This window comes from Salinibaculum sp. SYNS191, from assembly GCF_037338445.1.
Classification (GTDB): Archaea; Halobacteriota; Halobacteria; order Halobacteriales; family Haloarculaceae; genus Salinibaculum; species Salinibaculum marinum.
Map to the genome: position 1 here is coordinate 827,589 of NZ_CP147838.1, position 22,767 is coordinate 850,355.

The 22,767-nt window shown below is 64.0% G+C and carries 31 protein-coding genes; 17 read left to right on the forward strand and 14 right to left on the reverse strand.

Annotated elements, in window-relative coordinates:
• Positions 1–3: 3 nt before the first annotated feature.
• The gene (locus WDJ57_RS04475) at positions 4–237 is read right to left on the reverse strand and encodes a hypothetical protein (protein ID WP_338904283.1); all 234 of its coding nucleotides are present in this window, start codon (positions 235–237) and stop codon (positions 4–6) included.
• A 101-nt stretch (positions 238–338) separates the two neighbouring features.
• Here WDJ57_RS04475 and WDJ57_RS04480 point away from each other — a divergent pair, with 101 nt between their 5' ends.
• The 7 genes from WDJ57_RS04480 (at position 339) to WDJ57_RS04510 (ending at position 5,568) form a co-directional block, all read left to right on the forward strand.
• Complete coding sequence (locus WDJ57_RS04480) at positions 339–524, forward strand: hypothetical protein (protein ID WP_338904285.1); 186 nt, start codon at positions 339–341, stop codon at positions 522–524.
• A 2-nt stretch (positions 525–526) separates the two neighbouring features.
• Positions 527–1,351: a sulfite exporter TauE/SafE family protein gene (locus WDJ57_RS04485; RefSeq protein ID WP_338904287.1), complete on the forward strand. Its 825-nt coding sequence runs from the start codon at positions 527–529 to the stop codon at positions 1,349–1,351.
• Between the two features lie 2 nt (positions 1,352–1,353).
• Entirely contained in the window at positions 1,354–3,765 is a 2,412-nt protein-coding gene (locus tag WDJ57_RS04490) for a heavy metal translocating P-type ATPase (protein ID WP_338904289.1), read from the forward strand.
• Between the two features lie 44 nt (positions 3,766–3,809).
• Positions 3,810–4,070, forward strand: a complete 261-nt coding sequence (locus WDJ57_RS04495; protein WP_338904291.1) for a hypothetical protein — start codon at positions 3,810–3,812, stop codon at positions 4,068–4,070.
• A 34-nt stretch (positions 4,071–4,104) separates the two neighbouring features.
• On the forward strand, positions 4,105–4,443 hold the full coding sequence (locus tag WDJ57_RS04500; protein WP_338904293.1) for a lycopene cyclase domain-containing protein: 339 nt from the start codon (positions 4,105–4,107) through the stop codon (positions 4,441–4,443).
• A gap of 84 nt (positions 4,444–4,527) precedes the next feature.
• Positions 4,528–5,001 carry an HTH domain-containing protein gene (locus tag WDJ57_RS04505; RefSeq protein ID WP_338904295.1) on the forward strand — a complete coding sequence of 158 codons (474 nt, stop codon included), beginning with the start codon at positions 4,528–4,530 and terminating at the stop codon, positions 4,999–5,001.
• Positions 5,002–5,067: 66 nt separating this feature from the next.
• The gene (locus WDJ57_RS04510; RefSeq protein ID WP_338904297.1) at positions 5,068–5,568 is read left to right on the forward strand and encodes an HTH domain-containing protein; all 501 of its coding nucleotides are present in this window, start codon (positions 5,068–5,070) and stop codon (positions 5,566–5,568) included.
• A 28-nt stretch (positions 5,569–5,596) separates the two neighbouring features.
• On the opposite strand, the gene WDJ57_RS04515 is transcribed toward WDJ57_RS04510, so the two are convergent.
• Positions 5,597–6,019 (reverse strand): SRPBCC family protein, encoded by a 423-nt coding sequence (locus WDJ57_RS04515; RefSeq protein ID WP_338904299.1) that lies wholly within the window; start codon positions 6,017–6,019, stop codon positions 5,597–5,599.
• 131 nt (positions 6,020–6,150) lie between these two features.
• Here WDJ57_RS04515 and WDJ57_RS04520 point away from each other — a divergent pair, with 131 nt between their 5' ends.
• Positions 6,151–6,807 (forward strand): helix-turn-helix domain-containing protein, encoded by a 657-nt coding sequence (locus WDJ57_RS04520; RefSeq protein ID WP_338904300.1) that lies wholly within the window; start codon positions 6,151–6,153, stop codon positions 6,805–6,807.
• Positions 6,808–6,811: 4 nt separating this feature from the next.
• On the opposite strand, the gene WDJ57_RS04525 is transcribed toward WDJ57_RS04520, so the two are convergent.
• The gene (locus tag WDJ57_RS04525; RefSeq protein ID WP_338904301.1) at positions 6,812–7,987 is read right to left on the reverse strand and encodes an inorganic phosphate transporter; all 1,176 of its coding nucleotides are present in this window, start codon (positions 7,985–7,987) and stop codon (positions 6,812–6,814) included.
• A gap of 105 nt (positions 7,988–8,092) precedes the next feature.
• On the opposite strand from WDJ57_RS04525, the gene WDJ57_RS04530 reads away from it, so the two are divergent.
• Together WDJ57_RS04530 and WDJ57_RS04535 are read left to right on the forward strand one after the other, a co-directional pair.
• Positions 8,093–8,338: a BolA family protein gene (locus WDJ57_RS04530; protein WP_338904303.1), complete on the forward strand. Its 246-nt coding sequence runs from the start codon at positions 8,093–8,095 to the stop codon at positions 8,336–8,338.
• Between the two features lie 47 nt (positions 8,339–8,385).
• Positions 8,386–8,727 (forward strand): glutaredoxin family protein, encoded by a 342-nt coding sequence (locus WDJ57_RS04535; RefSeq protein WP_338904304.1) that lies wholly within the window; start codon positions 8,386–8,388, stop codon positions 8,725–8,727.
• Position 8,728: 1 nt separating this feature from the next.
• On the opposite strand, the gene WDJ57_RS04540 is transcribed toward WDJ57_RS04535, so the two are convergent.
• From WDJ57_RS04540 to WDJ57_RS04550, 3 genes are all read right to left on the reverse strand, one after another.
• The gene (locus WDJ57_RS04540) at positions 8,729–9,004 is read right to left on the reverse strand and encodes a hypothetical protein (RefSeq protein WP_338904305.1); all 276 of its coding nucleotides are present in this window, start codon (positions 9,002–9,004) and stop codon (positions 8,729–8,731) included.
• A gap of 49 nt (positions 9,005–9,053) precedes the next feature.
• Positions 9,054–9,248, reverse strand: coding sequence for a hypothetical protein (locus WDJ57_RS04545; RefSeq protein WP_338904307.1), 195 nt, complete (start codon positions 9,246–9,248; stop codon positions 9,054–9,056).
• A 70-nt stretch (positions 9,249–9,318) separates the two neighbouring features.
• Positions 9,319–9,789 carry a hypothetical protein gene (locus tag WDJ57_RS04550; RefSeq protein ID WP_338904309.1) on the reverse strand — a complete coding sequence of 157 codons (471 nt, stop codon included), beginning with the start codon at positions 9,787–9,789 and terminating at the stop codon, positions 9,319–9,321.
• 660 nt (positions 9,790–10,449) lie between these two features.
• Between WDJ57_RS04550 and WDJ57_RS04555 the strand changes: the two genes are divergently transcribed.
• Positions 10,450–11,229: a response regulator gene (locus tag WDJ57_RS04555; protein ID WP_338904311.1), complete on the forward strand. Its 780-nt coding sequence runs from the start codon at positions 10,450–10,452 to the stop codon at positions 11,227–11,229.
• A 15-nt stretch (positions 11,230–11,244) separates the two neighbouring features.
• The gene (locus WDJ57_RS04560; RefSeq protein WP_338904313.1) at positions 11,245–13,053 is read left to right on the forward strand and encodes a PAS domain S-box protein; all 1,809 of its coding nucleotides are present in this window, start codon (positions 11,245–11,247) and stop codon (positions 13,051–13,053) included.
• An 801-nt stretch (positions 13,054–13,854) separates the two neighbouring features.
• Here WDJ57_RS04560 and WDJ57_RS04565 read toward each other — a convergent pair.
• The 5 genes from WDJ57_RS04565 to WDJ57_RS21580 all read right to left on the reverse strand — a co-directional run bounded on the left by WDJ57_RS04565 (position 13,855) and on the right by WDJ57_RS21580 (position 17,060).
• Positions 13,855–14,895: a site-specific integrase gene (locus tag WDJ57_RS04565; RefSeq protein WP_338904314.1), complete on the reverse strand. Its 1,041-nt coding sequence runs from the start codon at positions 14,893–14,895 to the stop codon at positions 13,855–13,857.
• Positions 14,892–15,521, reverse strand: a complete 630-nt coding sequence (locus tag WDJ57_RS04570; protein WP_338904315.1) for a J domain-containing protein — start codon at positions 15,519–15,521, stop codon at positions 14,892–14,894. Before WDJ57_RS04570 ends, WDJ57_RS04565 begins: the two co-directional genes overlap by 4 nt.
• On the reverse strand, positions 15,518–15,922 hold the full coding sequence (locus WDJ57_RS04575; protein WP_338904316.1) for a hypothetical protein: 405 nt from the start codon (positions 15,920–15,922) through the stop codon (positions 15,518–15,520). Before WDJ57_RS04575 ends, WDJ57_RS04570 begins: the two co-directional genes overlap by 4 nt.
• 311 nt (positions 15,923–16,233) lie before the next feature.
• Positions 16,234–16,422, reverse strand: coding sequence for a hypothetical protein (locus tag WDJ57_RS04580; protein ID WP_338904318.1), 189 nt, complete (start codon positions 16,420–16,422; stop codon positions 16,234–16,236).
• Positions 16,419–17,060, reverse strand: a complete 642-nt coding sequence (locus WDJ57_RS21580) for a PadR family transcriptional regulator (protein ID WP_338906497.1) — start codon at positions 17,058–17,060, stop codon at positions 16,419–16,421. The genes WDJ57_RS04580 and WDJ57_RS21580 overlap by 4 nt, the downstream gene beginning before the upstream one ends.
• A gap of 347 nt (positions 17,061–17,407) precedes the next feature.
• On the opposite strand from WDJ57_RS21580, the gene WDJ57_RS04590 reads away from it, so the two are divergent.
• Positions 17,408–17,632: a type IV toxin-antitoxin system AbiEi family antitoxin domain-containing protein gene (locus WDJ57_RS04590; protein ID WP_338904320.1), complete on the forward strand. Its 225-nt coding sequence runs from the start codon at positions 17,408–17,410 to the stop codon at positions 17,630–17,632.
• Positions 17,633–17,895: 263 nt separating this feature from the next.
• On the opposite strand, the gene WDJ57_RS04595 is transcribed toward WDJ57_RS04590, so the two are convergent.
• Both WDJ57_RS04595 and WDJ57_RS04600 read right to left on the reverse strand, forming a co-directional pair.
• On the reverse strand, positions 17,896–18,183 hold the full coding sequence (locus WDJ57_RS04595) for a hypothetical protein (RefSeq protein ID WP_338904322.1): 288 nt from the start codon (positions 18,181–18,183) through the stop codon (positions 17,896–17,898).
• A gap of 154 nt (positions 18,184–18,337) precedes the next feature.
• Complete coding sequence (locus tag WDJ57_RS04600) at positions 18,338–19,357, reverse strand: Cdc6/Cdc18 family protein (RefSeq protein ID WP_338904324.1); 1,020 nt, start codon at positions 19,355–19,357, stop codon at positions 18,338–18,340.
• Between the two features lie 306 nt (positions 19,358–19,663).
• Here WDJ57_RS04600 and WDJ57_RS04605 point away from each other — a divergent pair, with 306 nt between their 5' ends.
• From WDJ57_RS04605 to WDJ57_RS04615, 3 genes are all read left to right on the forward strand, one after another.
• Entirely contained in the window at positions 19,664–20,074 is a 411-nt protein-coding gene (locus WDJ57_RS04605) for a type IV pilin N-terminal domain-containing protein (RefSeq protein WP_338904325.1), read from the forward strand.
• Between the two features lie 25 nt (positions 20,075–20,099).
• Positions 20,100–20,924 (forward strand): hypothetical protein, encoded by an 825-nt coding sequence (locus WDJ57_RS04610; RefSeq protein WP_338904326.1) that lies wholly within the window; start codon positions 20,100–20,102, stop codon positions 20,922–20,924.
• 341 nt (positions 20,925–21,265) lie between these two features.
• Positions 21,266–21,757: a type IV pilin N-terminal domain-containing protein gene (locus tag WDJ57_RS04615; RefSeq protein WP_338904327.1), complete on the forward strand. Its 492-nt coding sequence runs from the start codon at positions 21,266–21,268 to the stop codon at positions 21,755–21,757.
• A 45-nt stretch (positions 21,758–21,802) separates the two neighbouring features.
• Here the strand turns inward: WDJ57_RS04615 and WDJ57_RS04620 are convergent, their stop codons facing one another.
• Complete coding sequence (locus WDJ57_RS04620; protein WP_338904328.1) at positions 21,803–21,946, reverse strand: hypothetical protein; 144 nt, start codon at positions 21,944–21,946, stop codon at positions 21,803–21,805.
• Between the two features lie 295 nt (positions 21,947–22,241).
• Between WDJ57_RS04620 and WDJ57_RS04625 the strand changes: the two genes are divergently transcribed.
• Positions 22,242–22,766: a hypothetical protein gene (locus WDJ57_RS04625; RefSeq protein ID WP_338904329.1), complete on the forward strand. Its 525-nt coding sequence runs from the start codon at positions 22,242–22,244 to the stop codon at positions 22,764–22,766.
• Position 22,767: the final 1 nt, after the last annotated feature.

Genomic DNA, 22,767 nt, shown 5'->3' on the forward strand with positions numbered 1-22,767 from the left:
TTGTCACCCCACTACAATCAGGTCGTTGCCGAGGAACTCCACGAAGTACATGAATACCCACATGAGCGTGAGAACGAGGAAGTAAATCAGTATCAGCGTCAGCGTTCCCTTGGGATCGAACTCCTCGTGGGACAACTCTCTCTCTATCTCAGCCTGGTCTGTTGGTGCCGAGACACTGGGCTCTGTCTCGTCAGGTGCCTCGGTCCGTTCGGCTGGCGCGGTTGCACCACTGTTCATAGAAGTCCCTCAGTTGTTCGGCTTATTAATCCAACGTCTGCATTCCCAGAAGGCTGGAATGGGCAGAACTATCTTATAAAAGCGGGCTATAACATGGTGCCATGAGCGTCTCCCCCAGACTGGTTGGACTGCTCGCGCTGATTGCACTCCTGCCGGTAGCGGTCTTCACGGTATTGCGGTCCGACTGGGTCGTCGTCGTGTCGCTGGTGAACGTGCTCCTCATCGCTGGGAGTCTCGCTATCGCGATGTCGCCCCACGAGGGCCACCACGAGCCCAACGGAGCGTAGGGATGGTCAACCTGGCGGCCGGCATCGCACTCGCGCTGCCGTCGGCCGGGACCGTGTCCGGTGACGCCGACTTGCTCCTCTTTCTCGTTGTCGGCGCGCTCGCGGGCGCGCACTGTCTCGGGATGTGTGGCCCGCTCGTGACGACCTACGCCGACCGAATCACCGCACAGCGCGCCGGCGCGCAGCGCGACCGGGTGACGCTGTTCGACGTCCGCCAGCACGGCCTGTTCAACCTCGGGCGGACGGTCGGCTACACCGCCGTCGGCGGCGTCCTCGGTCTCGCAGGGAGCCTCCTCGTCGGGACCGCGGCGACCATCGACCTCATCGCCACGCCGGTCCGCGGCGGCGTCGGCATCCTCGTCGGCCTGTTCATCCTCGCCGCGGGCGCGGGCTACCTGCTCCGGGGAACCACCGCGACGGCAACCCTCACGGGACTGCCCGGGCTCGGCCGCGTCTTCGGCAGGCTGACCGGCCTGCTGACCGCGAAAGTCGACCGGCTCGCCGGGTCGACGGGTATCGTCGGCCTCGGGACCGTCCACGCGCTGTTGCCCTGTCCCATCCTGTACCCGGCCTACCTCTACGCCTTCGCCATCGGCGACCCCGTGCGCGGCGCGCTCGCGCTGGGACTGCTCGGCGTGGGGACGATTCCGACGCTGCTGGCCTACGGGCTGGCGCTCGGGTCGCTGTCGGTCGGCCGCCGCCGGACCCTGCACCGCGCGATGGGCGTCGCCTTCCTCGCCCTGGGCTACCTGCCGCTTGCACACGGCTTAATGCTGTTCGGCGTCGACCTCCCCTATCCGGACGTGCCGTTCTACCAGCCACTGTGACCATGACAGGTTGTACACTCTGTGACCTGGAGGTGCCCGACCCGCCCGTCACCGCCGGGGACGTCGACGGTGAGTTCTGCTGCCAGGGCTGTCTCCAGGTCGCGCGCGCACTCGACGACGTGGACGTCGAAGACGCCGACCCCGAGGACCTGCTCGACAGCGCCGACGCCGAGGAGGCCGACGGCGAGGTCGCCTACCTCTCGGTCGACGGCATGCACTGCTCGACCTGCGAGGTGTTCCTGGAGTCGACGACGACCGACCACCAGGGGGTGAACGGCGCGGCCGCCAGTTACGCGACGGATACGATGAAGGTGGTCTACGACCCCGACGAGGTGGCCGAGAACGACCTGCCCGACATCGTCTCCGGGGCGGGCTACGAGGCCCGCGAGCAGGCCGTCGACACCGAACCCGAAAACGAGGACGCCCAGGTCGCCCGCTTCCTCGCCGGCGGCGGCTTCTTCGGCATGATGACGATGATGTGGTACGTCCTCTTCATCTACCCGCAGCACTTCGGGTTCGACCCCGTCGTCGAGTTCGGGTTCTTCGGGCGGGCGTACCTGCTCGGCCAGATCTGGCTGTTCAGCTCCGCCGTCCTGTTCTACACCGGCTGGCCGCTGCTGCGCGGCGCGTACGTCAGCCTGCGGGCCGGCCAGCCGAACATGGACCTGCTGGTGGCCCTGGCCGCGACCAGCGCCTACGTCTACAGCACGGCGGTCACCCTCACCGGCGGCATCGACGTCTACTTCGACGTGACCGTGGCCATCGTCCTCGTCGTGACCGCGGGCAACTACTACGAGGACCGCGTCAAGCGGTCTGCCATCCGCCTCCTCTCGGATCTGACCGCCGAGCGCGTCTCGGAGGCGCGGACCCGCGACGGCGAGACGGTGCCGGTCGAGGAGGTGGACCCCGGCACTGAACTCCTGGTCCGGCCGGGCGAGCGCGTCCCGCTGGACGGCACCGTCGAGGAGGGCGTCGCGGCCGTCGACGAGGCGCTGGTCACCGGCGAGTCGCTGCCGGTCACCAAGCGGCCCGGCGACGAGGTGGTCGGCGGCGGCGTCGTCACCGACACGCCGCTGGTCGTCGCCGTGAGCGAGGAGGGGACGAGCACGCTGGACCGCATCGTCGGGATGCTGTGGGACATCCAGAGTTCCCGGCCGGGCGTCCAGAAGCTCGCCGACAAACTCGCGACGGTGTTCGTGCCGCTGGTGACGGTGCTGGCGGTGCTGACCGCCGGCGCGACGCTGGCGCTGGGCGGGTCGGTCACCAGTGCGATTCTGGTGGGTCTGACGGTCCTCATCGTCTCCTGTCCGTGTGCGCTGGGACTGGCGACGCCGCTCGCCGTCGCGGCGGGCGTCCAGCGGGCCGCCGAGGAGGGCATCGTCGTCGCCTCCGACACGCTGTTCGAGACGCTGCCGGAGACGGACGTGGTGGCGCTGGACAAGACGGGCACGCTGACCAGCGGCACGATGACCGTCACCGAGGTCGACGGCGACACAGAGGTACTCGCGCGTGCGGCCGCGCTCGAACGGTACTCGAACCACCCGGTCGCGGACGCAATCGTCGCCCACGCGGCAGAGGAACGCGAGGACCCGACGGCGGGTCTCAGCGTCGGCGGCAGCGACGCGGCGGCAGACGGCGGGACGCAGGCCCTGGACAGTGAGACGGTCGACGCCGGGGACTCGCCGGTGGCCGTCGAGACGAAAGGCGTCGTCGGCAGAGTCGAGGACGCGGAGACGGTCGTCGGCCACCCGGACCTCTTCGCCGAGCGGGGCTGGGAGGTCCCAGCGGAGTACCGCGAGCGCGCCGCTGAGGCGACCGCCGCCGGTGCCGTGCCGGTGCTGGTCGGGTGGGACGGCGCGGTGAGGGGGCTGCTCGTGGTCAGCGACGAACCCCGCGCCTCGTGGGACGAGACGGTCACCACGCTGGCGGCCGAGGACAGGGACGTCGTCGTGCTCACCGGCGACGACAGCGCGGCGGCCGAGCAGTTCCGGGACCACCCGGACGTGGACGAGGTGTTCACCGGCGTCCCGCCCGACGGGAAGGTGGCCGCGATACAGCGCCTGCAGGAACGGGGCCGCGTCGCGATGGTCGGCGACGGGGCGAACGACGCGCCCGCGCTTGCGGCCGCGGACGTCGGCATCGCCATCGCTCAGGGGACGAAACTCGCCGCCGAGGCCGCGGACGCGGTCGTCACGAGCGGACGACTCGACGCGGTGCCGACGCTGTTCGACGTGGCCGGAGGGACCAAACGCCGCGTCCGGCAGAACCTCGGCTGGGCCTTCGGCTACAACGCCGTGGCGATTCCGCTCGCGGCGGCGGGGATGCTGAATCCCCTCTTCGCGGCGCTGGCGATGACGGCCAGCAGCACGCTCGTCGTGCTCAATTCGAGCCGGTCCGTCGTTCCCAGCGAGTGAAAATGGGGGTCCCTTATTTTTAGGTGTTTGACGTACACGTTCGTATGGCCCAGAACCCAGCCTTGCCACAACAGGAGACAGACACCGCCGACGCGTTCCTCAAGTACGCCGGCGTCGCCGGCATCGCAATCGCCGTCCTGCTGACAGTCGCAGTCGCGGCGCTGACCGTCGGTCCGGCGCTGCTCGCCGGGAAGATAATCGCGCCGGCGCTTTTCACCCTGCTGCTGGTCGCCGTCGTCGTCTTCCTGCGTCGTCTGCACAAAGCCCGCGGCCGGCAGATGGACGTCGACCCGGACTGGCACTGAGAAGTTTTAGGCCGGGTCCGGTCCAACGGGGACTGTGCTGCCAGATATCACCGTCTTCGGCGCGTACACGTACCTCGTCACGGAACTGTTCTGGGGGGGTATCGCCCTCTCGCTGGTCGCCTACGCGGACGCGTACCGGCAGGCCGCCCGCACCGTGCTCATCCTGTACCCACCCGCGTACGTCTGGGACTGGTACACGCTCGAAGTCGGCGTCTTCGAGATTCCGCTGCGGACCGGCGTGGAACTCGCCGGAATCCCGATAGAGGAACACATCTTCATGATTCTCGTCCCCGCGATGGTCGTCGGCGCACACGAGACGCTCCGGAAACTCGACGCGGCGGGTCGCCTGCCCGGTCCCCTGGCCGGGGGCTGACCCGGCTCCATACCGACCGGGGGTGCTATATACACCTCCTAGGGAGGTTCATGGTCCTGTCGGCAGCACTACTAGAGGAGACCGATGTCCTCCACAGCGTCCCCACGAGTCGAACTGTACGTCAGGTCACTGGCCTCCCGGACAGGCCGCCGGGAACGAATCATCGAACGACTGCGCGACCTGGAAGCGGCCGGAGAGGTCGGGTCGGTCGAAGTCACCATCTGGGGTGAGGCAGTCGCACTGTCGAGTCCCGCAACCGAGACGGACCGGGGTCGGGAACTCCTGGACGCGGTGGGTCGCTTCCGGGAGTGGGCGGACGACGCCGGCGTCTCGCTCGACTGCGTCTTCCGGAACTGCCGAACCGAGTCGACCATCACCGGAACGACGTACGCGACGCTCCGCCTGCCGACGGCGGCGATGGTGGAGTACGACGAGGGCGACATCGTCGCAGTCACACCGCACCGGCGCGACCGGGGCGTTCGGACCGTCGAGGACCGACTCGAACAACTGGCCGGACAGAAGGAGTCAGCGGACGACCCCGGAGTCGTCGGGCACTGAGCGGCCCCCCACCGGGAAAATTTATTAGTTAGTTCAGCGATAGGTATGCAACAACGGGTGAGAGCAATGGACAGGCAGCCACCGTCCGTCGAACTGTACGTCCAGTCGCTCACACCGAGTGGCGCGACGCACCGTCTCGAATCGATTCTCGACCAGCTTGACAGACTCGACCGACGCGGCGACATCGCCGGCTACGACGTCACGGTCTGGGGCGAGACGGTCATGCCCGATTCGCTCGCGGCCCGGACGGACTTCGGGCGAGAGGTCCTGGAGACCGTCGACGAGTTCGAATCGTGGGCGTCGGCCTACGGCGTCTCCGTCGAGCGCTTCTACCCGACCGAGACCGTCGACTCGACGCTGACCGGCGGGGAGTTCACGACCGTCTCGCTGCCGGTCATGGCGATGGCGGAGTACGTCGACGGCCGCCTCCAGCACGTCACCCCCCACGAGGGGGACGGCATCCAGACGGTCTCGGACCGGCTCGACGCACTCGCGGACCGCGACACCTCCGGCCACGACCGGGAGCGCGACGACGCACCGACGGTCCCGGCGGCCGACGACGACTGACCGAAAGGCGTCCCACCCGGCGTCGGGACTATTCTGCGGGCGTCGCCGCGACCCGTTCCAGGTAGTCGAACTGGCCGGTCAGTTCTCTCCGGCGCTGGCGCGAGATGATGGTCCCGTCGAGTATCGGACCCACGAGCGCCGCGTCGAGTTCGAAGTCCGTCGTCGCGGTGACGGTGACGGTGCCCTCGCCCTCCGAGAGCGTGTACCGCGTCTCCATCGTGTCGAAGACGCCGTCGACCTGTTCGTACGCGAGCGCGACCCCGGTGTCGAGACGCCGCAGGGAGAGAGTTATCGTCAGCAGGCCGACGTGGTTTGTTATCTCGATGCGGTCGCCGTCGACTGTCACCTCGTCGAAGCCGGCGGCCTCCATGAACGGCCCAAGGTCGGTCATCGCCGCGCGGACGTCGGCGGCCGACCCCTCGAAGGACCGGCTGAGCGAGACAGTCTCCATGCGCGGGCTTCGTGACGGTTCCAGTTGAGGACTGTGCCGAACACGTGCGTCCCCGGCCGCGCCGGAGTGGCGCAGTCCGAATATGTTCGGGAACACTGATGTGACAGTGGCCCGAATATATTCGGGTACCGATGCCCCAGGCGAAGTTGCGGCTCACGATTCCCGAGGAGGTATGGCTCGGGCGGCTCACGCGGGACCACCCCGAAGAGACGGTTCGGATTCTCGCCGCGCTGTCGGACGCCGACGCAGGGGTCGGGCTGGCGGAACTGACCGGCGAGGACCCCGATGGACTGCTCCAGGAGATGCGCGACGTTGCGGAGGTGACCTCGCTGGAAGTGCTGAAACGCGCGGACGGCGAAGCGCTGGTGCAGTTCGAGACGACGATGCCGCTGCTGTTGCTGCCGGCCCGGGACTCCGGCGTGCCGCTGGAGATGCCCTTCGAGATTCGGGACGGGACGGCGGTGCTGGAGGTCACGGCACCGACAGACCGGCTCTCGGAACTGGGGTCGCAACTGGAGGCCTTTGGCATCTCCTACTCCGTCGACTACGTGCAGGAGCGCCTCGGCGACGAGCAACTACTGACCGAGCGCCAGCGACGACTCGTCCTCGCCGCGGTCGAACAGGGGTACTACGACACACCGCGGCGGGTAACACTGACGGGGCTGGCCGAGACGCTCGACATCGCGAAGTCGACCGCCAGCGAGACGCTACACCGCGCGGAGGGGAAGATAATCAAGCAGTTCGCCGCGGAACTGTCCGAGCCGTCGCGTGACGGGGACGAGGGCTGAGTCCTCAGAAGGTGAAGATGGGGAGAAAGCGGAACGTCAGATAGGCGCTGACGGTCGCAATCATCGGGACGAGGTTCTGCATCAGGACGACGCGCGCGGTGGTCGAGGGGTTGAACAGTTCCGTCGCCTCCGGGATGTCCTCGGGGTCCTCCTCGCCGATAGCGGGCAGTTCCTCGCCGGGTTCGTCGCCGGCCAGTGCGCCGACGGAGACGGTGCCGCCCTCGCCCCGGACACCCTCGGCGACCGTGGTGGTTCGCGTCGCGCGGCCCCAGCCGAGACCCACGATGCTCATGGTCGCGATGATGACGAAACTGGCGGGGATGCCGATGGCCGACAGGGCGATGACGATGGTCGCGCTGACGGTGGCGACGACGATGGCCGCGGTCAGGGGGAGCTGGGTGAGGTCGTTGCCCAGCGTGTCCAGCGTCCGGCGGGCGATGGTCAGCGCGCCGACGGCGACGGCGACGGAACCGAAGATGATGCCGATGTTCATTTCGAGGTCGCCACTCCCGACCAGCGGCGCGATGGCGTTGGCGATGTTCGACGTGCCCGCGGAGAAGGCCATCAAACAGCCGATGACGACGACGACGCTGGTCCCGATGAGTTCCCGATAGCTGGTGTTGGGTCCGCGGCGGACACTGGGGACTGTCCCGGACCGGTCGATTGTGACGAGGGGACCCTGGCTCTGGACGAGCGCGACGCGGCGGTTGAGCTGGGAGTAGAAGTACCGGCCGATGACGCCGGACACCCAGAAGGCGATGATGGGCGCGACGATCCACCAGGTCGCGATGCGACCCATCACGCCCCAGGCGAGTTCGTTCGCGGCCAGCCCCAGGCCGGCGATGGCACCGACGGCGGTCATCGACGTGGACGCGGGAACGCCGACGTAGTTGCCGAGAAACAGCGCACCGCCGATGAAAAAGAGGACGGTGACGTTTGCCTCCAGCGAGAAGATGGTCGTGCTGGTGACGAGTTCCGTACCGAGCGTGTCGACGACCCGGCGGCCGATGGTCCAGGCGCCGACGAAGAAAAACAGCGACATCAGCGCCCCCGCAAGAACCTTCGACAGCACGCCCGACCCGACCGCCGGGCCGAAGGCCGGGCCCGTGTTCGCGCCCCCGATGTTGAATCCGACGAATGCGGCGATGAAAAGGCCGATGATAAGCAGAACTTCGGTCACGGTGGGGGCAACGAACTGGCTCTGCTTAAAACACCCTGTTCGGGAACGCCGACACCCGAGCGGACAGACGCCAACGTTTTGCCCGCGCCGGTCGTTCTTCCGGCCATGCAGACGGACGACGTCGAGGCGCTCATCGAGGCGGGCGTCCCGGACGCGACGGCGGAGGTCACGACACCGCGCAACCCCGACGACGACGCACACTTCGCGGCTGTCATCGTCTCGCCCGTGTTCGAGGGGGAGTCACTGGTCGACCGACACCAGCGCGTCTACGACGCCCTCGACGGGCACATGACAAACGACATCCACGCCATCGAGATTACCGCCTACACGCCCGAGGAGTACGAGGAGTAGCGACGGGAGGCACAACCCATATACTCGTACCGACGCTAACAGGTCCCATGGCATTCGAATCCGAATCCGAGTACTCCCAGGAGGAACTCAACGAGCGCGTCGACGACCTGCTGGCGGACAACGAGGTGGTCCTGTTCATGAAGGGCAACGAGTTGATGCCACAGTGTGGCTACTCGCGGAAGGCGCTGGCGCTCATCCAGCAACACCGCGAGGACGTGGAGACAGTAGACGTGCTCCAGGCGCTGGACAAGTACCGCGTGGCTCTGGAGCGCCACAGCAACCGCGAGACGATTCCCCAGACGTTCGTCGACGGTGAGTTCGTCGGCGGGAGCGACATCCTCGAACAGCTACACGAGCGGGGCGAACTCGGCCAGACGCTCGACGCCTGAGTCAGTCGTACCGGCGCTCGGCGATACGCCCCACGACGACGCCCGCTGCCACCATGAGACCGGCCAGGACCGAGTAAAACCCCGCCTGCAGGTAGGCACCGTTTTGCACCGAGACCCACGCGACCGGCAGGACCAGCGCCGCGGCCATGAAGTGCAGGCCGGTGATGAGACCGGGGACCGAGAGCGGCCCCGGGAGCTCGAAGCCGCCGGTCGAGCCGACCGGGTCGAGTTCCGGGTCGAGATACTCCTCGATGTCGTCGTCTTCGTCGTCGCTCACGCCACGCCCTACGACCGACTCCTACAAACAAGCGACGAAGACCGTGCCGTCACTCGCCGGACTCGCCGGACTCGCCGGACTCACCGGACGACGTCTCCTCCCAGGACGACGCCCCGAAGAAAGACTGCAACGCCATCAGGACCCCGACGTAGGAGCCGAAGGCGACGACGAGGGTCGGGACGACCAGCAAGATGACCAGTTCGCCGATACCGCTGCCACCGATAATCTGCAGTGGGAGGGACATGTGGTGACCAGCGCCCGAGAACGTGTTAAGCGTCCCGCATCGACCGCGGTGCGAGTGCGGTGAGTGCGCGTCAGGCGACCAGAACCGGAGCCGCGACGAGGACAGTCAGCGCGGCGACGTAGACCGTCGCCGAAACCGCCCAGTCGCGACGGACGCGGGCGACGCGGTCCGCCGGCACGCGGCCGTAGACGGGCACCACCAGATACGAGAAGAAGGCGACGGTGACCGGCAACTGGAGGATGGCGGCCGCGACGAACGACGGAATCGGGGACAGTCCGAGCAGCGACTCCGCGGCCAGCGCGAGCGTGACGAACACGAGGCCGCTGGCGGTCCCGGCGAGGTAGTGGACGGCCGTCGCCAGCCGTCCCGAGGCACCCGAGAGCGATTCGTCCGAGAGCACGCCGGCCGCGACGAAGGGGGGCGTCGTCCCCTCGGGGAGGCGACGCATCGCCAGGTCCATGACCAGCGTCGCGAGCAACCCGGCAGCACCGCCCAGCAGCAGTCGCCCGGAGAGTGAGAGCCCCGTCTGGAGTGCAGGCATCGGTATAGACTCCGAACGGACCGGAGACTCTAATAGGGGCCGATATCCGTCGGCCCGCCCCGGGGCGACTGTCAGCGACGAACATATATGACTGGCACTCCACCTATCGACTGGTCTCTGACATCGGCCCACGGCAGTCCGGTGTGAGACCACGGCAGCGAGCGTGCCTGTGAACTTGTCACTTTGGCTCTTGGAACTCGCTCGCTGCTGACTTCCACCGTCCTCAGCCGACGGCTCGCCCGGGAAGACGAGCGGACCGTCGACAAAGGAGTGTCAACCGGCGCGAAACCCGGTCGCGGAGAGCACGGAGAGGACGGCGATGTAGCATGTATTTACAAGCACCATCGTTTTCCGATGCACCGTCGACAGTTGGCTCTGGGTGCCCGTCCACGCACTCGCACACTGTGGGGGCACTCACGTAACCGGGCGTCTCGTCTCTCCGGCCACCCCGCTGACTGGCTCCTGGCCCCGGGCCACCTCCTCGCGTCGTCTGTCGACCCGGAGTGTCCGGTCCCGGGAGTGTGGTGCGTTCCGGGCCGTTTCCAGAAGGGGGCGACGCCACATGGGCCGACCGCTCTGGTACACATCCGGGACGAATGCGGTCGTATCGCTACGCAACGCGGAACTATGGTTATGTGTGGTTGGTTCATCCTCCCTCACATGACCGGGGATGACAACGGGTCCGGAACCAGACGGCGGACAGACCTCCCGAGCAGCACCATTTTCGAGGTGCTGGCCGACCGGAGACGGCGGACCGTCCTCTTTCACCTTCGCCAGCACAGGGCCGCCACGGTGGACGAACTCGTCGACGTCCTCGACGAGGTAGTCGAACTCGACACAGACTCCTCCGAGCGCATCGCTGCCTCGCTCGTTCACACCCACATTCCCAAACTTGCGGCCGGTGGGCTCGTCACGTACGACCCCGACGAGGGGGTCGTCGAGTCGGTCCGTATCCACGACGAAATCGGCGAGTGGCTGGACCTCGCAGTCCGGCGGGACATCCGCGTCGGGAGCGCCGCGGCGACCGCTGCCGGCGGGGACGACCAGGGAACGATCGACGTCTTGCTCACCGACGACGAACCGGGGCTGGCCGAGATGATAGCGGCCTTTATCGAACGGGAGAACGCCGATATGACGGTGACGACAGCGGCGAGCGCCCTCGAAGCCGTGAGCACACTCAAGGAGGGCTCGTTCGACTGCATCGTGAGCGACTACCAGATGCCCGCAATCAGCGGGCTCGACCTCTTGAAAGCGGTCCGCGCCGAAGATGGGTCGATTCCGTTCATCGTTTTCACCGCGAAGGGGAGCGAAGCACTCGCCAGCGAGGCTATCACGACTGGCGTCACCGACTACGTCCAGAAGGGGACAGACCCGGACGAGTACGACAGACTGGTCGCGCGCATCCGTCGGGCCGTCGACCAGCAGCGCAACCGCCGATAACGCTTGTCCGGGGACATGAGCGACGGGAGTATCCGCCCCGGCGGCGAGACGGAAGGCCAGACGCGTCAGCCGTGGCGCGTGCTCTGTGTCGACGACGAACCCGACGTGGTCGAGGTGACCGCGGCGTTCCTCGGCCGCGAGAGCGAGCGACTCGCGCCCCTTACTGCGACGAGTCCGACCCAGGCGCTCGACATGCTGGCGACGGACGGTATCGACTGCGTCGTGAGCGACTACCAGATGCCCGAGATGAACGGACTGGCGTTTCTCAACCGTGTCCGATCGGAGTACGACGACCTCCCTTTCATCCTGTTCACGGGACAGGGAAGCGAGGAGATCGCGAGCGATGCCATCTCGGAAGGCGTGACAGAGTACCTCCAGAAGACGTCCGAACCCGACCAGTACAGGGTGCTGGCGAACTCCGTCGAGAACGCAATCGGGAGTTTCCGGGCCGAGCGCCGCGTCGCCGCGTTGCTGCACTCGGCACCGTACGGCCTCGTTATCGTCGACGCCGACGGACGCGTCCAGCAGATAAACGACCGTCTCGAAGCGCTGTTCGGCTACAGTCGCGGCGACCTCCTCGGTGAGCCGATCGACGTGCTCGTGCCGGCCCGCTGTCGCGACGGACACCCGCTGTGCGCTCGCTGGGACGCCGCGACTGAAACCGGCCGAGCGGTGGAGGGCGCCAGCGACTTCTGGGGTCGCCGGAAGGACGGCTCCGAGTTCCCCATCGAGGTCGCGCTCGCCCCGAGCGCGCCGGACAACCCCTCCGAGATCGTCGCCTCTATCAGGGACGTCTCCGTCTTCAAGTCCCGCGCACAGGAGACCGAGTTCGCGGAGACGCTGTTCGAGAACACCCAGGACGCACTCTTCGTGGTCGCGGTCGACGAAGCGACCGACGAGTACCGACTGGAACGGATCAATCCGGCCTACGAGGCGCATACGGGACTCTCGAACGACCAGCTCCGTGGGCGCACGCTCCACGACGTCTTCGGCGACGAGGAGGGTACCGGCATCCTCAGCAGGTATCGCGAGTGCGTTCGCAAGCGCGAACCGCTCGAATACGAGGAGCGGGTGTCGGTTCCGGCAGGTGCCTTCTACTGGGAGACCCGGATTGCACCCGTCATCGTCGACGGGACCGTCCAGCAACTCGTCGGCGCGACGCGCAACATCACCGAGCGAAAAGAGCGCGAGCGCGAACTGACCCGCCAGAACGAACGACTCGAGGAGTTCGCCGCGGTCGTGGGCCACGATTTGCGGAATCCGCTGACGGTCGCACGAGGCTCGCTCGAACTCGCCCGCCGGAGCGGCCGCGGCGAGGACTTCGACCGCGCCGCGGCGGCCATCGAGCGGATGGACACGCTCATCGACGACCTGCTGACGCTGGCGCGGCAGGGCCGTGTCGTCGCGGAGACCGAACCGGTGAGACTGGCACCGTTGGTCGCAACCGTCTGGGAAACGCTCGACAGCGAGACGGCGACACTCGAGACCACGCTCGAAGACGACATCGTCGACGCAGACAGGGCACGGCTGCAACAACTGCTGGAGAACGTCCTCTCCAACGCGGTGCGACACGGCGGAGACGCTGTGACAGTCCGGGTCGGCCCTCTCGGGGACGACGCCGGGTTTTTTGTCGCAGATGATGGTGACGGAATTCCGGCCAGCGAACGGGAGGACGTCTTCCACCGGGGCTATTCGACCAGCAGCGCCGGAACCGGCTTCGGCCTGGCAATCGTCGAGGACATCGCTGACGCACACGGCTGGACCGTCGCAGCGACCGAGAGCGCCGACGGTGGCGCGCGATTCGAGGTGACCACACGGCCCTGACGGAGCCTGTGGCCCGCCCGAGAGACACCGTCAGCAGCGACCGCTCGGTGACGGACCGGGCGACAGCGTCGATAGCCGACTCGCCGTCCCTGCTCTCGGCTTGCTGCCCGCTCCTTTCGGTGTACGTATAGAGTCCCTAGACAGTTAGCCGCACATACTATATACTTCGTTGACAGATATACACTCGGGATGAGGGAAGTGTACTGTCCGAAGTGCGGGGCGAGCGAGCCGAGTGAGCACCCAGACGGAGAGGGGAGTGAGACCTTCGAATGCGGGAGTTGCGGTGCAGTCTGGAGACTCAGCACCCCCGAGACCGCATAGACGGTCGTTCCAGCGGCTCTGGCGGCGACTTCTGCCAGGCGGAGCGGCATCACTATCCGACCCATGGCCTCCGGCGCGACAGTCGGCCAATCGCTCAGCGGCCATCACCAGATTTATTATGTGTTTCTTCGCAGTCACTACGTGCGGTGGGTGAGCCCCCTCACACCCCCTCTCAAGCACGGTCCAGCAACCACAGACGCAATCTCCCCCACCGTATTTTACTCGACGCCGGACGGTCCGACATAGCAGCATCGTTCGAATTGCGACGGCGACGGGCGACCGAATCGGCTGCGACAGCGGTCGCCGACAAGTGAACCGGAAGGGCAGCGGCGCTACGGGTCGGTGCCATGGCTCAGAACTGCAATCCGAGAAGTGACTTCCGGTAGTAATTTCCTGAAGGATTTAAGTTGGGATGGGTTCGGGCAGATTTCGGCTACGAACCTATCGCCGTCCCCTGGTTTTGGACCGATACCACTGTCGTTACTCGTGCGTTCTGGTGTCATCGTCAAGTGAAAGTGCGTCGAGGTGGCCGCGGCGGCGCACTTCGAGTTCGCGCCGCGGATCTTCCTTGTCGTAGTGTTCTTCGATGGTATCTGGGCTGGAGTTGACCCGATCTGCAATGACCTCAATCGGGACGCCACGGGAGAGCTGCCATGTAATCGAGCCTGTCCGCACCTGGTGGGGCGACCGACTTGACGGACATCCGCTTGCCGTGACGTACGACAGATACTCACAGGAGGCCGGGTCGTTCTCGTGCGGGCAGGGGCCGTGCTTGCAGGGGACCGTCGCCAAGTAGCACCAATCGCGGATAGTACTAGCCGCCGGTCGCCCTGCCTCGCTGGGGATGAGCGGCGAGCGGCCGTACCTGTCGGAGATGTCCATCCGCTCGCGATCCAGGAACTCGGCAAGGACGGCCGTCGGCTCGTCGAGCAACCCGACGTAGCGCTCGCCACGACGACCCTTCTTGAGCTCGGTGCCGGTCTCCGGCCGGTGCTCGAATCGGAGCCACTGTTCGTCGGCGTTGAAATCTCGCACATCGAGACTCCGTAGCGCCCCCGACCGACAGCCGACGGTCCAGAAGATTTCCAGGAGAGCGTGTGGGCGACTCGCGCGCTGGGGACTATCGCGATACCACGAGAGTAACGCCTCGCCACGCTCTGGCGGCAGCATCGTGTCGTCACTGCGGTCTGCTGGATCGACATCGGGTATCTCAACAGCCGTCGGGACAGCCTCGTCGACGACTCCAATCGAGACACAGTACTCCAGCCACTGCCGGAGCGTCCCGAGTTCCTTGTTAAGCGTGAGAGGTTTGGCGTTCTGATGGCGATGCAGCTGATACTCGTCAATGTCCCATCCGTCGATGTCACGAATGGAGTCGAACCCTTCTCGCTCGCAGTACTCGACGAACAGTTTGAGGCGGTACCACAGCGTCGACAGCGTGGAGTCGCGAACGTCTGGTCGTCGACGATCAAGCCAGCGCTCCGCTGCCTCGCGTGGGGAGAGATCGCGGCCATCACTCATCGCTCCCCTCCGTCCAACATCGCTTCCTTCGCCTGGCGGACGCGCTTCAGTTCCTCGGCGCTGCCGCCCTGGTCGGGGTGGGCAGTCTTCGTCTTCTGACGGTAGGCCGCCTCGACGACGTCTTCGGGAGCGTCCGGCGTGACATCGAGGACCTCGTGCGGCGCTGGCTGGTCGGCCGGCGCGTCGGCGACGATGGCTTCTTCGTTGCCGCTGGGCAGCCGCGCCGTCGCGAACTCGGACTGCCCGGTCGTCACCGGCCGGTCAGACATCTTGCGCTTCTCACGAATGTACAGCCCAATCGCCCGGGCGTTGTCCCGCCAGTCCGTGTAGTGATCGCAGGCGACGGCGAATTGCTGGCCATCTTTCGACCACCGGACCACGACCGCTGGATCCGACGGGTTGGCGTTCGCATACGGCATCCCGTCCTGTTTCCGGTGGGGAGCGGCCGTCGAGACGCGCCAATCATCAGCGCCGACGCGATCCAGTAGTTCCGTCTCGATGCGCCGAAGTGCCTCGTGGAACGTAACGCCGAACTTCGAGGTGTGGACGCGTTGTGACGCGGGCGTCCGTTCGAATTGTGCCGGCCAGTCGACCGCTCCGTCCGTGCGGTCCTGCTGGCTCGTCATCTATCCACCTCCAGCTCGTCACGCTCGAACGCCTGGTCGCAGGCTTCGAAACTACAGGCGTAGTGGTCGCCGCAGTTCTGGACGCCGGCGTGGCCGCACGGACAGATCGCGTCGCGGTTCGCGACGATCTCAGCCGCGCGCTCGCTGGCCCAGGATTCGACCTTCCAGACACGCCGGCTGTTCTCGGTCGGCATCGATTCACCGTCGTAGGCCTCCCAGCCCTCCTTGGCGATGACACTGTCGTGGGACAGTGAGCGAATCGTCCCAACGTAGTCCTCTGGCACATCGGCCATGAAAAACGTCTCCGGCGGGTCAGGCAACCAGTTGAGGAGGTCCGCATAGTTGCGGACGACCGAGCCCGCCTGAGGTGCGCCAGGGTGGCCGCCTTTGGACTGGCTCATGGCTGCACCTTGTTCTCCAGCAAGTCGTTCTCCCTCGCGTAGACGCGATTACGGCGCGAACACTCCTGGCAGCAGTAGAAGAGGTAGTCGTTCTCCAACTGCACGCGATAGTCTGCAGCAGAGTCACAGACTTCGTACGCACAGTCCTCGTCGTCGACTTCTTCGTCTGCTGCAACTGGCTCTGGAACGATAGCTGGCTCGTCAGCTCCTGCTGCCCGCCGTCGGCGCGAACACTCTCGCCGTCAGGAAGGAACCGCTCGGTACAGCATCGCAAAGCAGCGGCCAGCGTCTCGTGGTCGTCGCCACAGAAATCACACACTGGCTGGCCACCGTCGGCCCGGACGACCGCCCTCCTGGACCGCATCGACGCTGCCGGCCAGCTGGTCGAGGATGCCCGCCAGATGGCCAGCCGTCTCGCGTTGCATCTCAGTCATCTCCTCGGCGTCGGCCGCGAGGGCGCACTGTTTGCGGGCCTCGCGCAGTCTGTCGGCGGGATTCATGAGACGGCGCCCTCCTCGCGCAGGTCGTCGACCCGGACGGCCTCGCCGATATCCAGGTCTGCAACCTCGTCGCACCAGAGCGCGTCGTCCTGGGTGACGACATCGAGGTCGTACTCCTCCGCGTGCTCGCGGGACATCATGCGGATCTCGCCGAACGTCTGGCCGCTGTTGACCAGCTCGTCGTGGTTCGCGACGGTCGGATCCTCGCCGCTGTCATCAATCTCCAAGTCGGCGTCGTCCTCGTAGGCGATGAAGTGTACCGGGACGAACTCCTGCCCGCCGTCGGCGACGACCTCGGCTTGGCAGATGTCGGTCAGCGTCGCGAGATGTTCGGCCTGCACTTCGAGCAGGCGCTTCCCGGCGTGAGTCAACGCGTAGCGATTCGTGCGCTCGTCGAGGTCGCTCTTTTCGACCAGGTCGGCCTGAACGAGTTGATCGAGGTTCGGGTACAGCCGGCCGTGGTTGACCTCTTCGCCGTAGAGGTCTTCGAGCCGGCGCTTGATTTCGAGCCCGTAGCTCGTGGCATCCTCGTGGTCGATCTCCTGCAGGACGGCGAGCGTGTCGCGCTGGAACGCGGACAGGTCCGTCCAGGTGGTCGTGGTATCGGTACTGTCGGTCGTGGTGGTGTCGGTACTCATGAGTGGATCTCGGTGAGAACTGGGTGATCGTCGGTCGATACCGCGTGCCGGTGCGAACCTTGAAACGGTCGCGCGTCGTTGTCTTCCATGGGTCGGAGATCCGACCGACGCGACACCCGTGGTAGGGACACGGTGTCGCACCCAGCGAGTTTTTGCGGCGTGTCGCCGGGTAGAGACACCCTTCGGAGTGTCGCGTCGATCTGTATCACATGGATTAATGAGACTGAATAATAAATCTTCACATCAATCCATGTGGTTAACCACACGTATTCGTTATTGGAACCTGATAAGTTACCGGGCGTTGAATAAGGTAAAAAGTGGCTTCCACACGTCAACCACCGGGGTGGATGCAGTTGCCCATTGACGACAGAATCCTTGAGCTGTTGTCTGAGACAGGTATTATACTGTCGCCCGCGGTAATCGCTATCAACATCGACAAATCCAGAGATGAAGTCAATCGTCGTCTTTCCAAACTTGTTGATAAAGGGATGGTAGAACGTGTGAAGAGGGGCTACTATCGAATTACACCAGACGGCGAAGCATATCTTCAGGGAGAATCCGAAAGCTCCTGACTGTTCTACAGATAGAAGCCGACGCGGTGTCAGATTTCCCTGATTGACATCACCTCGCAATCGTTCCGTTCTAAGAGTAAGCCGCGTTCGAGCTGACGATCCACAATTTCGGCCCCCAGGGCACGCACTGACTAGACCTGATGTTTGTATAACGCTTTGGGAGCCAATATTTTTTGAGAGTCTCTGTCGCTGGTTACGATGGGGTGCCCAAACAGCATCCCGAAACCTTCCTGGGAATGACCCTCGGGCATCAGATAGCCCATTCACGGCACCGCCACCTCCTCGATGTCGAGTTCACGCACGAGCTGGTCGACCCACTCTGGTAACTCTGGCAGTGAGGTCAGCCCGGAGCCGGCGTTCGTCGTCTGCAGGTGCGCGACACCGTTGCTGACGTCAAAGGTCCAGACTTCGTCAGTAGCTACGCGGATTACGTCGATGCGGGCGTCGAACTCTGGGTGCCGATACTCGTCCTGGACGCTGATGCGATACTGCTCGCCGTTCATGTACCTGCTCGTCGACCGCGCGGCGGAGGCCTGGTCTACAGAGGCCATACCCGGAGCGACCGCCGGCCTTGTAAAAGGGTTCCCGCGCAAATTCACGGATAATCACGATTTCGCCCGGAGAGCTACTCAGAGAAAGGAAAACAACCCGTAGCGCCGATTCACGGAAATTCACGCTTCCACTGCTGTCAGGCGATTCACGGATTCACGCTTCTTCGATTTGCAAGACACAGTAGCGTGTCCCACGTCCGGTTCCAGCCTGTTCGATGAGGCCGTAGCGTTCGAGGCTGTTGAGGTACCGCCGACGCATACTCTGGCCGCGTGGCTCCTGGACGCGGCTTGCGTACCGGCCGTGAAGGTCTGTCGCTCGGATGCCCGAACTCCCCGCTTCGCGAATAATTTCGAATATCGCGCGCTGGTGCGTCCCCAGCGACCGAATATGGCGGTCGCGCACGTCGGCCAGCGCCTCTTCCTGGACGTCGTCGACGAGCCCGGACGTAATGGGACACTCGTCCGCACTGGCCGCCTCGGCCGCCCGCCGGAGTAACGCAATCGCTGTCCGAGCGTTACCGACGGCAAGGTCGGCAATGTAGTCAATCGCGTCATCGGCGACGCGGTCGCGCATCAACCCATATTCGACACGGTAATCGAGGATGTCGACCAGCTCGTCATGCGAATACGGGTCAAGATGCATCGTTCGGAACGTCCGCAGCCGACTCCGCGTCTCCGAGTTGATATCCGGGGCTGAGAACAACGAATCCTCGTCGACACAGATGCAGACCAGCGTCACGCCCGGGACATCGTACAGCGCATGCAGCAGGGCGAGGTCGGTCAGCGCGTTCACCTCGTCGATGATGGCAAGAATCTGCGAGTCTGCCTCACGGAGCAACCGGATGTAGTGAGCGCGGGGGGTGCCGTCGGGGCGCTGCGTCCCCAGGTCGGTCTCCCGCACGATCTCGGCGAGCGTCGCTGCAGGCGTCGGATCCGACATACAGTTCGCCAGGCCCCAGCGCACGTCGAACGTCTGTTTCGCTAGTTTCTTTGCGATGTACTTCGCCAGCGTGGTCTTTCCTGACCCAGTCGGGCCGAAAATAAACGCGTTCTCGCCCGAGCGACCATGGGTGAGTGGATCGAGCCACGAGGCCAGTGCGTCTTTCTGTCCATCACGGTGGTACAGGTCACGTGGGATGTATTCCGGGCGGAGCGCTCGGGCGTCAGTTATCATACTCAAAGCGTTCCAATAAGAGACAAGTAAGTGCGAGCCAAGCAGAGTGAAAGTGGTTTTCACCTGTTAACGTCTTATTTATTTATGAAACTGAGTGCGAAATATACGTTTTCGAACTATCAAACCTGGTAATAAGACCTTACTGTTATATGAGGTGATGGTCTACACGTGGCTAGGAACACGCAGTATCACGAGAAGGACATCAGGTTGGGATGGCACCCATCCTGTGTGCAAGTCCAAATAACACGGGCCACTATCTTAGCAGTTGTGGCCCATCTCGTATGCGCTGTGTGTCCGTGAGAAACCATGAAGCTACAACAACTTCGCAACGACGATGGTGCAGTCAGTCCAGTGATTGGCGTGATATTGATGGTCGCAATCACCGTCATTCTGGCAGCCGTCATCGCAACATTCGTCCTCGGTCTCGGTGACCAGGTGAGCGATACAGCGCCGCAGGCAAGTTTTGATTTTGTCGAGAATGGAAATAATATCGATATCACCCACACTGGTGGTGCAACCCTCGACGCAGCCAACATAAATGTCACCTACGGAACCTTCGTTGACGATGCGAATAACTGGGGTGGTGGGACGATATCCGCCGGTGACACATACACAACGAACGATAGCGTCAGTTCCGGAGATACAGTTCGAATTATCTGGGAGAATGATGCAGGAACGGACTCGGCAACCCTGCGCGAATACGAGTACGGCGGCTGATTAACACTGTTTTGAGGCGGTTTTTATGCCGATCGACGATAGGATAGAGATTTCGAAGCACCTTGCTGCAACCTACGCGGGCGGTCGCTACGACGACCCGTGGGGCCGCGTCCAAGAGTACCAGCGTGTGCTCGAATACACAGCCGAGCACCCGAACAAAGGATCGGCAGCTGTCGCGTCCGCACTGGACCTGCCGCGCAGCCGCATTCGTCCATGGATGGAATCGGACAGTCGCCCCGACCCCGTGCGCGCGATTCAGACTGCAGAAGACTACGGCTGGCTCGATCTCTCGTGGAACGACGAACAGTTTGAAGGATTCAATATTCTCGTCGCGTGGATATTTGCTGGCGGCTCAATCGCTACGGAGACGTACGCCCCCATGTTCACGGTCGAGGAAGAGACAATGCGATGCGCCTACACGGCGCTGAAACGCGCGGGTATCACCGATATCGACATAGAGAATGTAGACAGCGAGGGTCGCGCGACAGACCTCCGGCCGGGTGTCGATGGCGTGATTCTCGGACGGTTTCTGGCCGCGCTGGGTGGACCCGTCGGCACGAAAAACGCTGAGCGAGACTTCGCACTACCTTCGTATTTGGATGAAGCGCCAGCAGATGTCCGGATGGAATTCCTGCGAACATACGTATGGTTGCGTGGTACAAACCCACCCAAGGAGACGCGACTTGCAGTACAACTCGCGGAACAGCGGGACGCGGCGTTCAGACAGCAGCTCAAAGACCTGATCGAGTGGGCTGTGCCAGGGAGCGTGCGCGGCGACGGGACGACATTCCTCCTCACACCCCACGCCGCACGCGTTCTCGACCGACCACCCGAACTCTGTCACCGATGAGGCCTGCTATCAAATTTTGCAGGTTCTGGTCGACATCCGATATAAACCTCTAGGATGGTTTATCTCCAATATCTGAAAATGGGCCTGAGAGAGGCTTTTTCTGGCTCTGTAACTGCCATTCACGTTTTCGCATCTGATAACAAGTCGGCAAACATATATACCAATGCGACAAGGAGTTTGCACTATGCGCACCAGGTGGCGAGACCCGTGTTCGAGTCGCGGGGCGTACGTTGGGGTTCCCGACGCATCGACTTGTCACATCAAGTCGAGTGCAGGAGAAACCCCGGGGCGAGCCTCGGCATCGCTCCGTTATGCACCGTTGCCGAGGGACGGTTGATACAATGAGATTACGCGAAACAATCCGGGAGTTGCATAGCGGAGAAGATAGGGCAGTCAGTCCAGTGATCGGTGTGATACTGATGGTCGCCATCACTGTGATCCTGGCTGCGGTCATCGCGTCGTTCGTGCTCGGGCTCGGCCCAAGCGAGGCCGCGCCAAGTGCGCAGTTTGAGTTTGAAGAAATCAATACCGACGACGGGGTCACGATCAAAATAGCCCACCAGAGTGGCGACACAATCGATCCAGCCACCTTAGTGACTCGTGGTAGCTTCAATAACAGTGCTGGTAATTATGTCGGTTCACCAGACGGATCAAATGGAGTCAACTGGACAGACAGCGCCAATACAGGCAGTGTATTAGCTGATATATCCGTAAGCGGGAATGAAATCTCCTCTGGAGATTACATGAGTGTTAACGTCACATCAGGCTGGGACCTCTCAGTCGTCTGGGAGAAGGACGACCAGTCCAGTGAGATAGCCTCACAAGAAGCCTAACTGAGCACCACTTTTCAATCACTTTCGACAGACTAACGAGCGCAGCTAAAAGGAGAGCGTCACTTCGCGCTCGTCGTCGTCCCACTCGACAACTTCGGGTTCTTCGCCTGCTTCAAGTTCCAGTTCGTCGACAATACTGCGCGGGATCGTGTAGACCATCGACCCGCCGCGTTCGCGAATTTTGTTCATCCTACCGGGCAGACGGTGAGCCATGCCTATGTATTCTCGGCAATCTAGTATAAATGTTCCCTGCGGCAGGTACATCTCTTCGAGAGAGCGTAGAGACCGCTGGAAGTAATCTCTCACAAATATCAGAGTGTCTATAGTATTTAAGAAGCGTGCGGACACTGGTCTACACTAACGGCCTGTCGGGGCGGCCCACACTGGATACACCGGCGCTCTGGATGCACGGCTCGTGGCTGGCCGGCGCGCGTCTGGGAACGCCGCGATGGGTACCGATTAGCCACGCTTCTGTCCCCCATCCATGAGCACCACAGAGACACTCGCGACCGTCACCGACCCGGATCGACACTGCCGGGAGGACTTCTGGGGCGAGCTGGACGCCGGCCAGGATGACACCAACGGCCACGACGAGATCGAAGGCACCGACCCGGCCGAGTACATCGCGTTCCAGCACATCGCCGAGTTCGTCGCGCCGATCTGCGCGAAGACCGGCGACGAACTCTCCGACCCCGAATTCTACCTCCCGAAACAACACGAGACGCCACACGGCTACGTCGAGTACCGCCAGCACCGCCACCGTCGGCGCTGGAACCCGGAGACGGGCTACATCAACTGGGGCGAGTCGACCAGCACGGGCCTACCAGAAGTCGACTACGAGACCTACCGGACTGCCGCGGCGAACTACCTCTCAGAGCGTGGGATTCGACTCACGCATATCGAGGAGTACGAACAACTCCTCGACCGCTTCTGGCACGACCCGCAGTACAACTCCCACGACGCCCTGGCGCAGTTCATCCGCGTCGTCAGAGAGCGCGAACAGGATTGAA

Bases quoted from the DNA above. Each gene is read 5' to 3' on its own strand.
- WDJ57_RS04475 (WP_338904283.1), bottom strand. From the start codon at position 237: ATGAACAGTGGTGCAACCGCGCCAGCCGAACGGACCGAGGCACCTGAC.
- WDJ57_RS04480 (WP_338904285.1), top strand. From the start codon at position 339: ATGAGCGTCTCCCCCAGACTGGTTGGACTGCTCGCGCTGATTGCACTC.
- WDJ57_RS04485 (WP_338904287.1), top strand. From the start codon at position 527: ATGGTCAACCTGGCGGCCGGCATCGCACTCGCGCTGCCGTCGGCCGGG.
- WDJ57_RS04490 (WP_338904289.1), top strand. From the start codon at position 1,354: ATGACAGGTTGTACACTCTGTGACCTGGAGGTGCCCGACCCGCCCGTC.
- WDJ57_RS04495 (WP_338904291.1), top strand. From the start codon at position 3,810: ATGGCCCAGAACCCAGCCTTGCCACAACAGGAGACAGACACCGCCGAC.
- WDJ57_RS04505 (WP_338904295.1), top strand. From the start codon at position 4,528: ATGTCCTCCACAGCGTCCCCACGAGTCGAACTGTACGTCAGGTCACTG.
- WDJ57_RS04510 (WP_338904297.1), top strand. From the start codon at position 5,068: ATGGACAGGCAGCCACCGTCCGTCGAACTGTACGTCCAGTCGCTCACA.
- WDJ57_RS04515 (WP_338904299.1), bottom strand. From the start codon at position 6,019: ATGGAGACTGTCTCGCTCAGCCGGTCCTTCGAGGGGTCGGCCGCCGAC.
- WDJ57_RS04520 (WP_338904300.1), top strand. From the start codon at position 6,151: ATGCCCCAGGCGAAGTTGCGGCTCACGATTCCCGAGGAGGTATGGCTC.
- WDJ57_RS04530 (WP_338904303.1), top strand. From the start codon at position 8,093: ATGCAGACGGACGACGTCGAGGCGCTCATCGAGGCGGGCGTCCCGGAC.
- WDJ57_RS04535 (WP_338904304.1), top strand. From the start codon at position 8,386: ATGGCATTCGAATCCGAATCCGAGTACTCCCAGGAGGAACTCAACGAG.
- WDJ57_RS04545 (WP_338904307.1), bottom strand. From the start codon at position 9,248: ATGTCCCTCCCACTGCAGATTATCGGTGGCAGCGGTATCGGCGAACTG.
- WDJ57_RS04550 (WP_338904309.1), bottom strand. From the start codon at position 9,789: ATGCCTGCACTCCAGACGGGGCTCTCACTCTCCGGGCGACTGCTGCTG.
- WDJ57_RS04555 (WP_338904311.1), top strand. From the start codon at position 10,450: ATGACCGGGGATGACAACGGGTCCGGAACCAGACGGCGGACAGACCTC.
- WDJ57_RS04560 (WP_338904313.1), top strand. From the start codon at position 11,245: ATGAGCGACGGGAGTATCCGCCCCGGCGGCGAGACGGAAGGCCAGACG.
- WDJ57_RS04565 (WP_338904314.1), bottom strand. From the start codon at position 14,895: ATGAGTGATGGCCGCGATCTCTCCCCACGCGAGGCAGCGGAGCGCTGG.
- WDJ57_RS04570 (WP_338904315.1), bottom strand. From the start codon at position 15,521: ATGACGAGCCAGCAGGACCGCACGGACGGAGCGGTCGACTGGCCGGCA.
- WDJ57_RS04575 (WP_338904316.1), bottom strand. From the start codon at position 15,922: ATGAGCCAGTCCAAAGGCGGCCACCCTGGCGCACCTCAGGCGGGCTCG.
- WDJ57_RS04580 (WP_338904318.1), bottom strand. From the start codon at position 16,422: ATGAATCCCGCCGACAGACTGCGCGAGGCCCGCAAACAGTGCGCCCTC.
- WDJ57_RS21580 (WP_338906497.1), bottom strand. From the start codon at position 17,060: ATGAGTACCGACACCACCACGACCGACAGTACCGATACCACGACCACC.
- WDJ57_RS04590 (WP_338904320.1), top strand. From the start codon at position 17,408: ATGCAGTTGCCCATTGACGACAGAATCCTTGAGCTGTTGTCTGAGACA.
- WDJ57_RS04595 (WP_338904322.1), bottom strand. From the start codon at position 18,183: ATGGCCTCTGTAGACCAGGCCTCCGCCGCGCGGTCGACGAGCAGGTAC.
- WDJ57_RS04600 (WP_338904324.1), bottom strand. From the start codon at position 19,357: ATGATAACTGACGCCCGAGCGCTCCGCCCGGAATACATCCCACGTGAC.
- WDJ57_RS04605 (WP_338904325.1), top strand. From the start codon at position 19,664: ATGAAGCTACAACAACTTCGCAACGACGATGGTGCAGTCAGTCCAGTG.
- WDJ57_RS04610 (WP_338904326.1), top strand. From the start codon at position 20,100: ATGCCGATCGACGATAGGATAGAGATTTCGAAGCACCTTGCTGCAACC.
- WDJ57_RS04615 (WP_338904327.1), top strand. From the start codon at position 21,266: ATGAGATTACGCGAAACAATCCGGGAGTTGCATAGCGGAGAAGATAGG.
- WDJ57_RS04620 (WP_338904328.1), bottom strand. From the start codon at position 21,946: ATGAACAAAATTCGCGAACGCGGCGGGTCGATGGTCTACACGATCCCG.
- WDJ57_RS04625 (WP_338904329.1), top strand. From the start codon at position 22,242: ATGAGCACCACAGAGACACTCGCGACCGTCACCGACCCGGATCGACAC.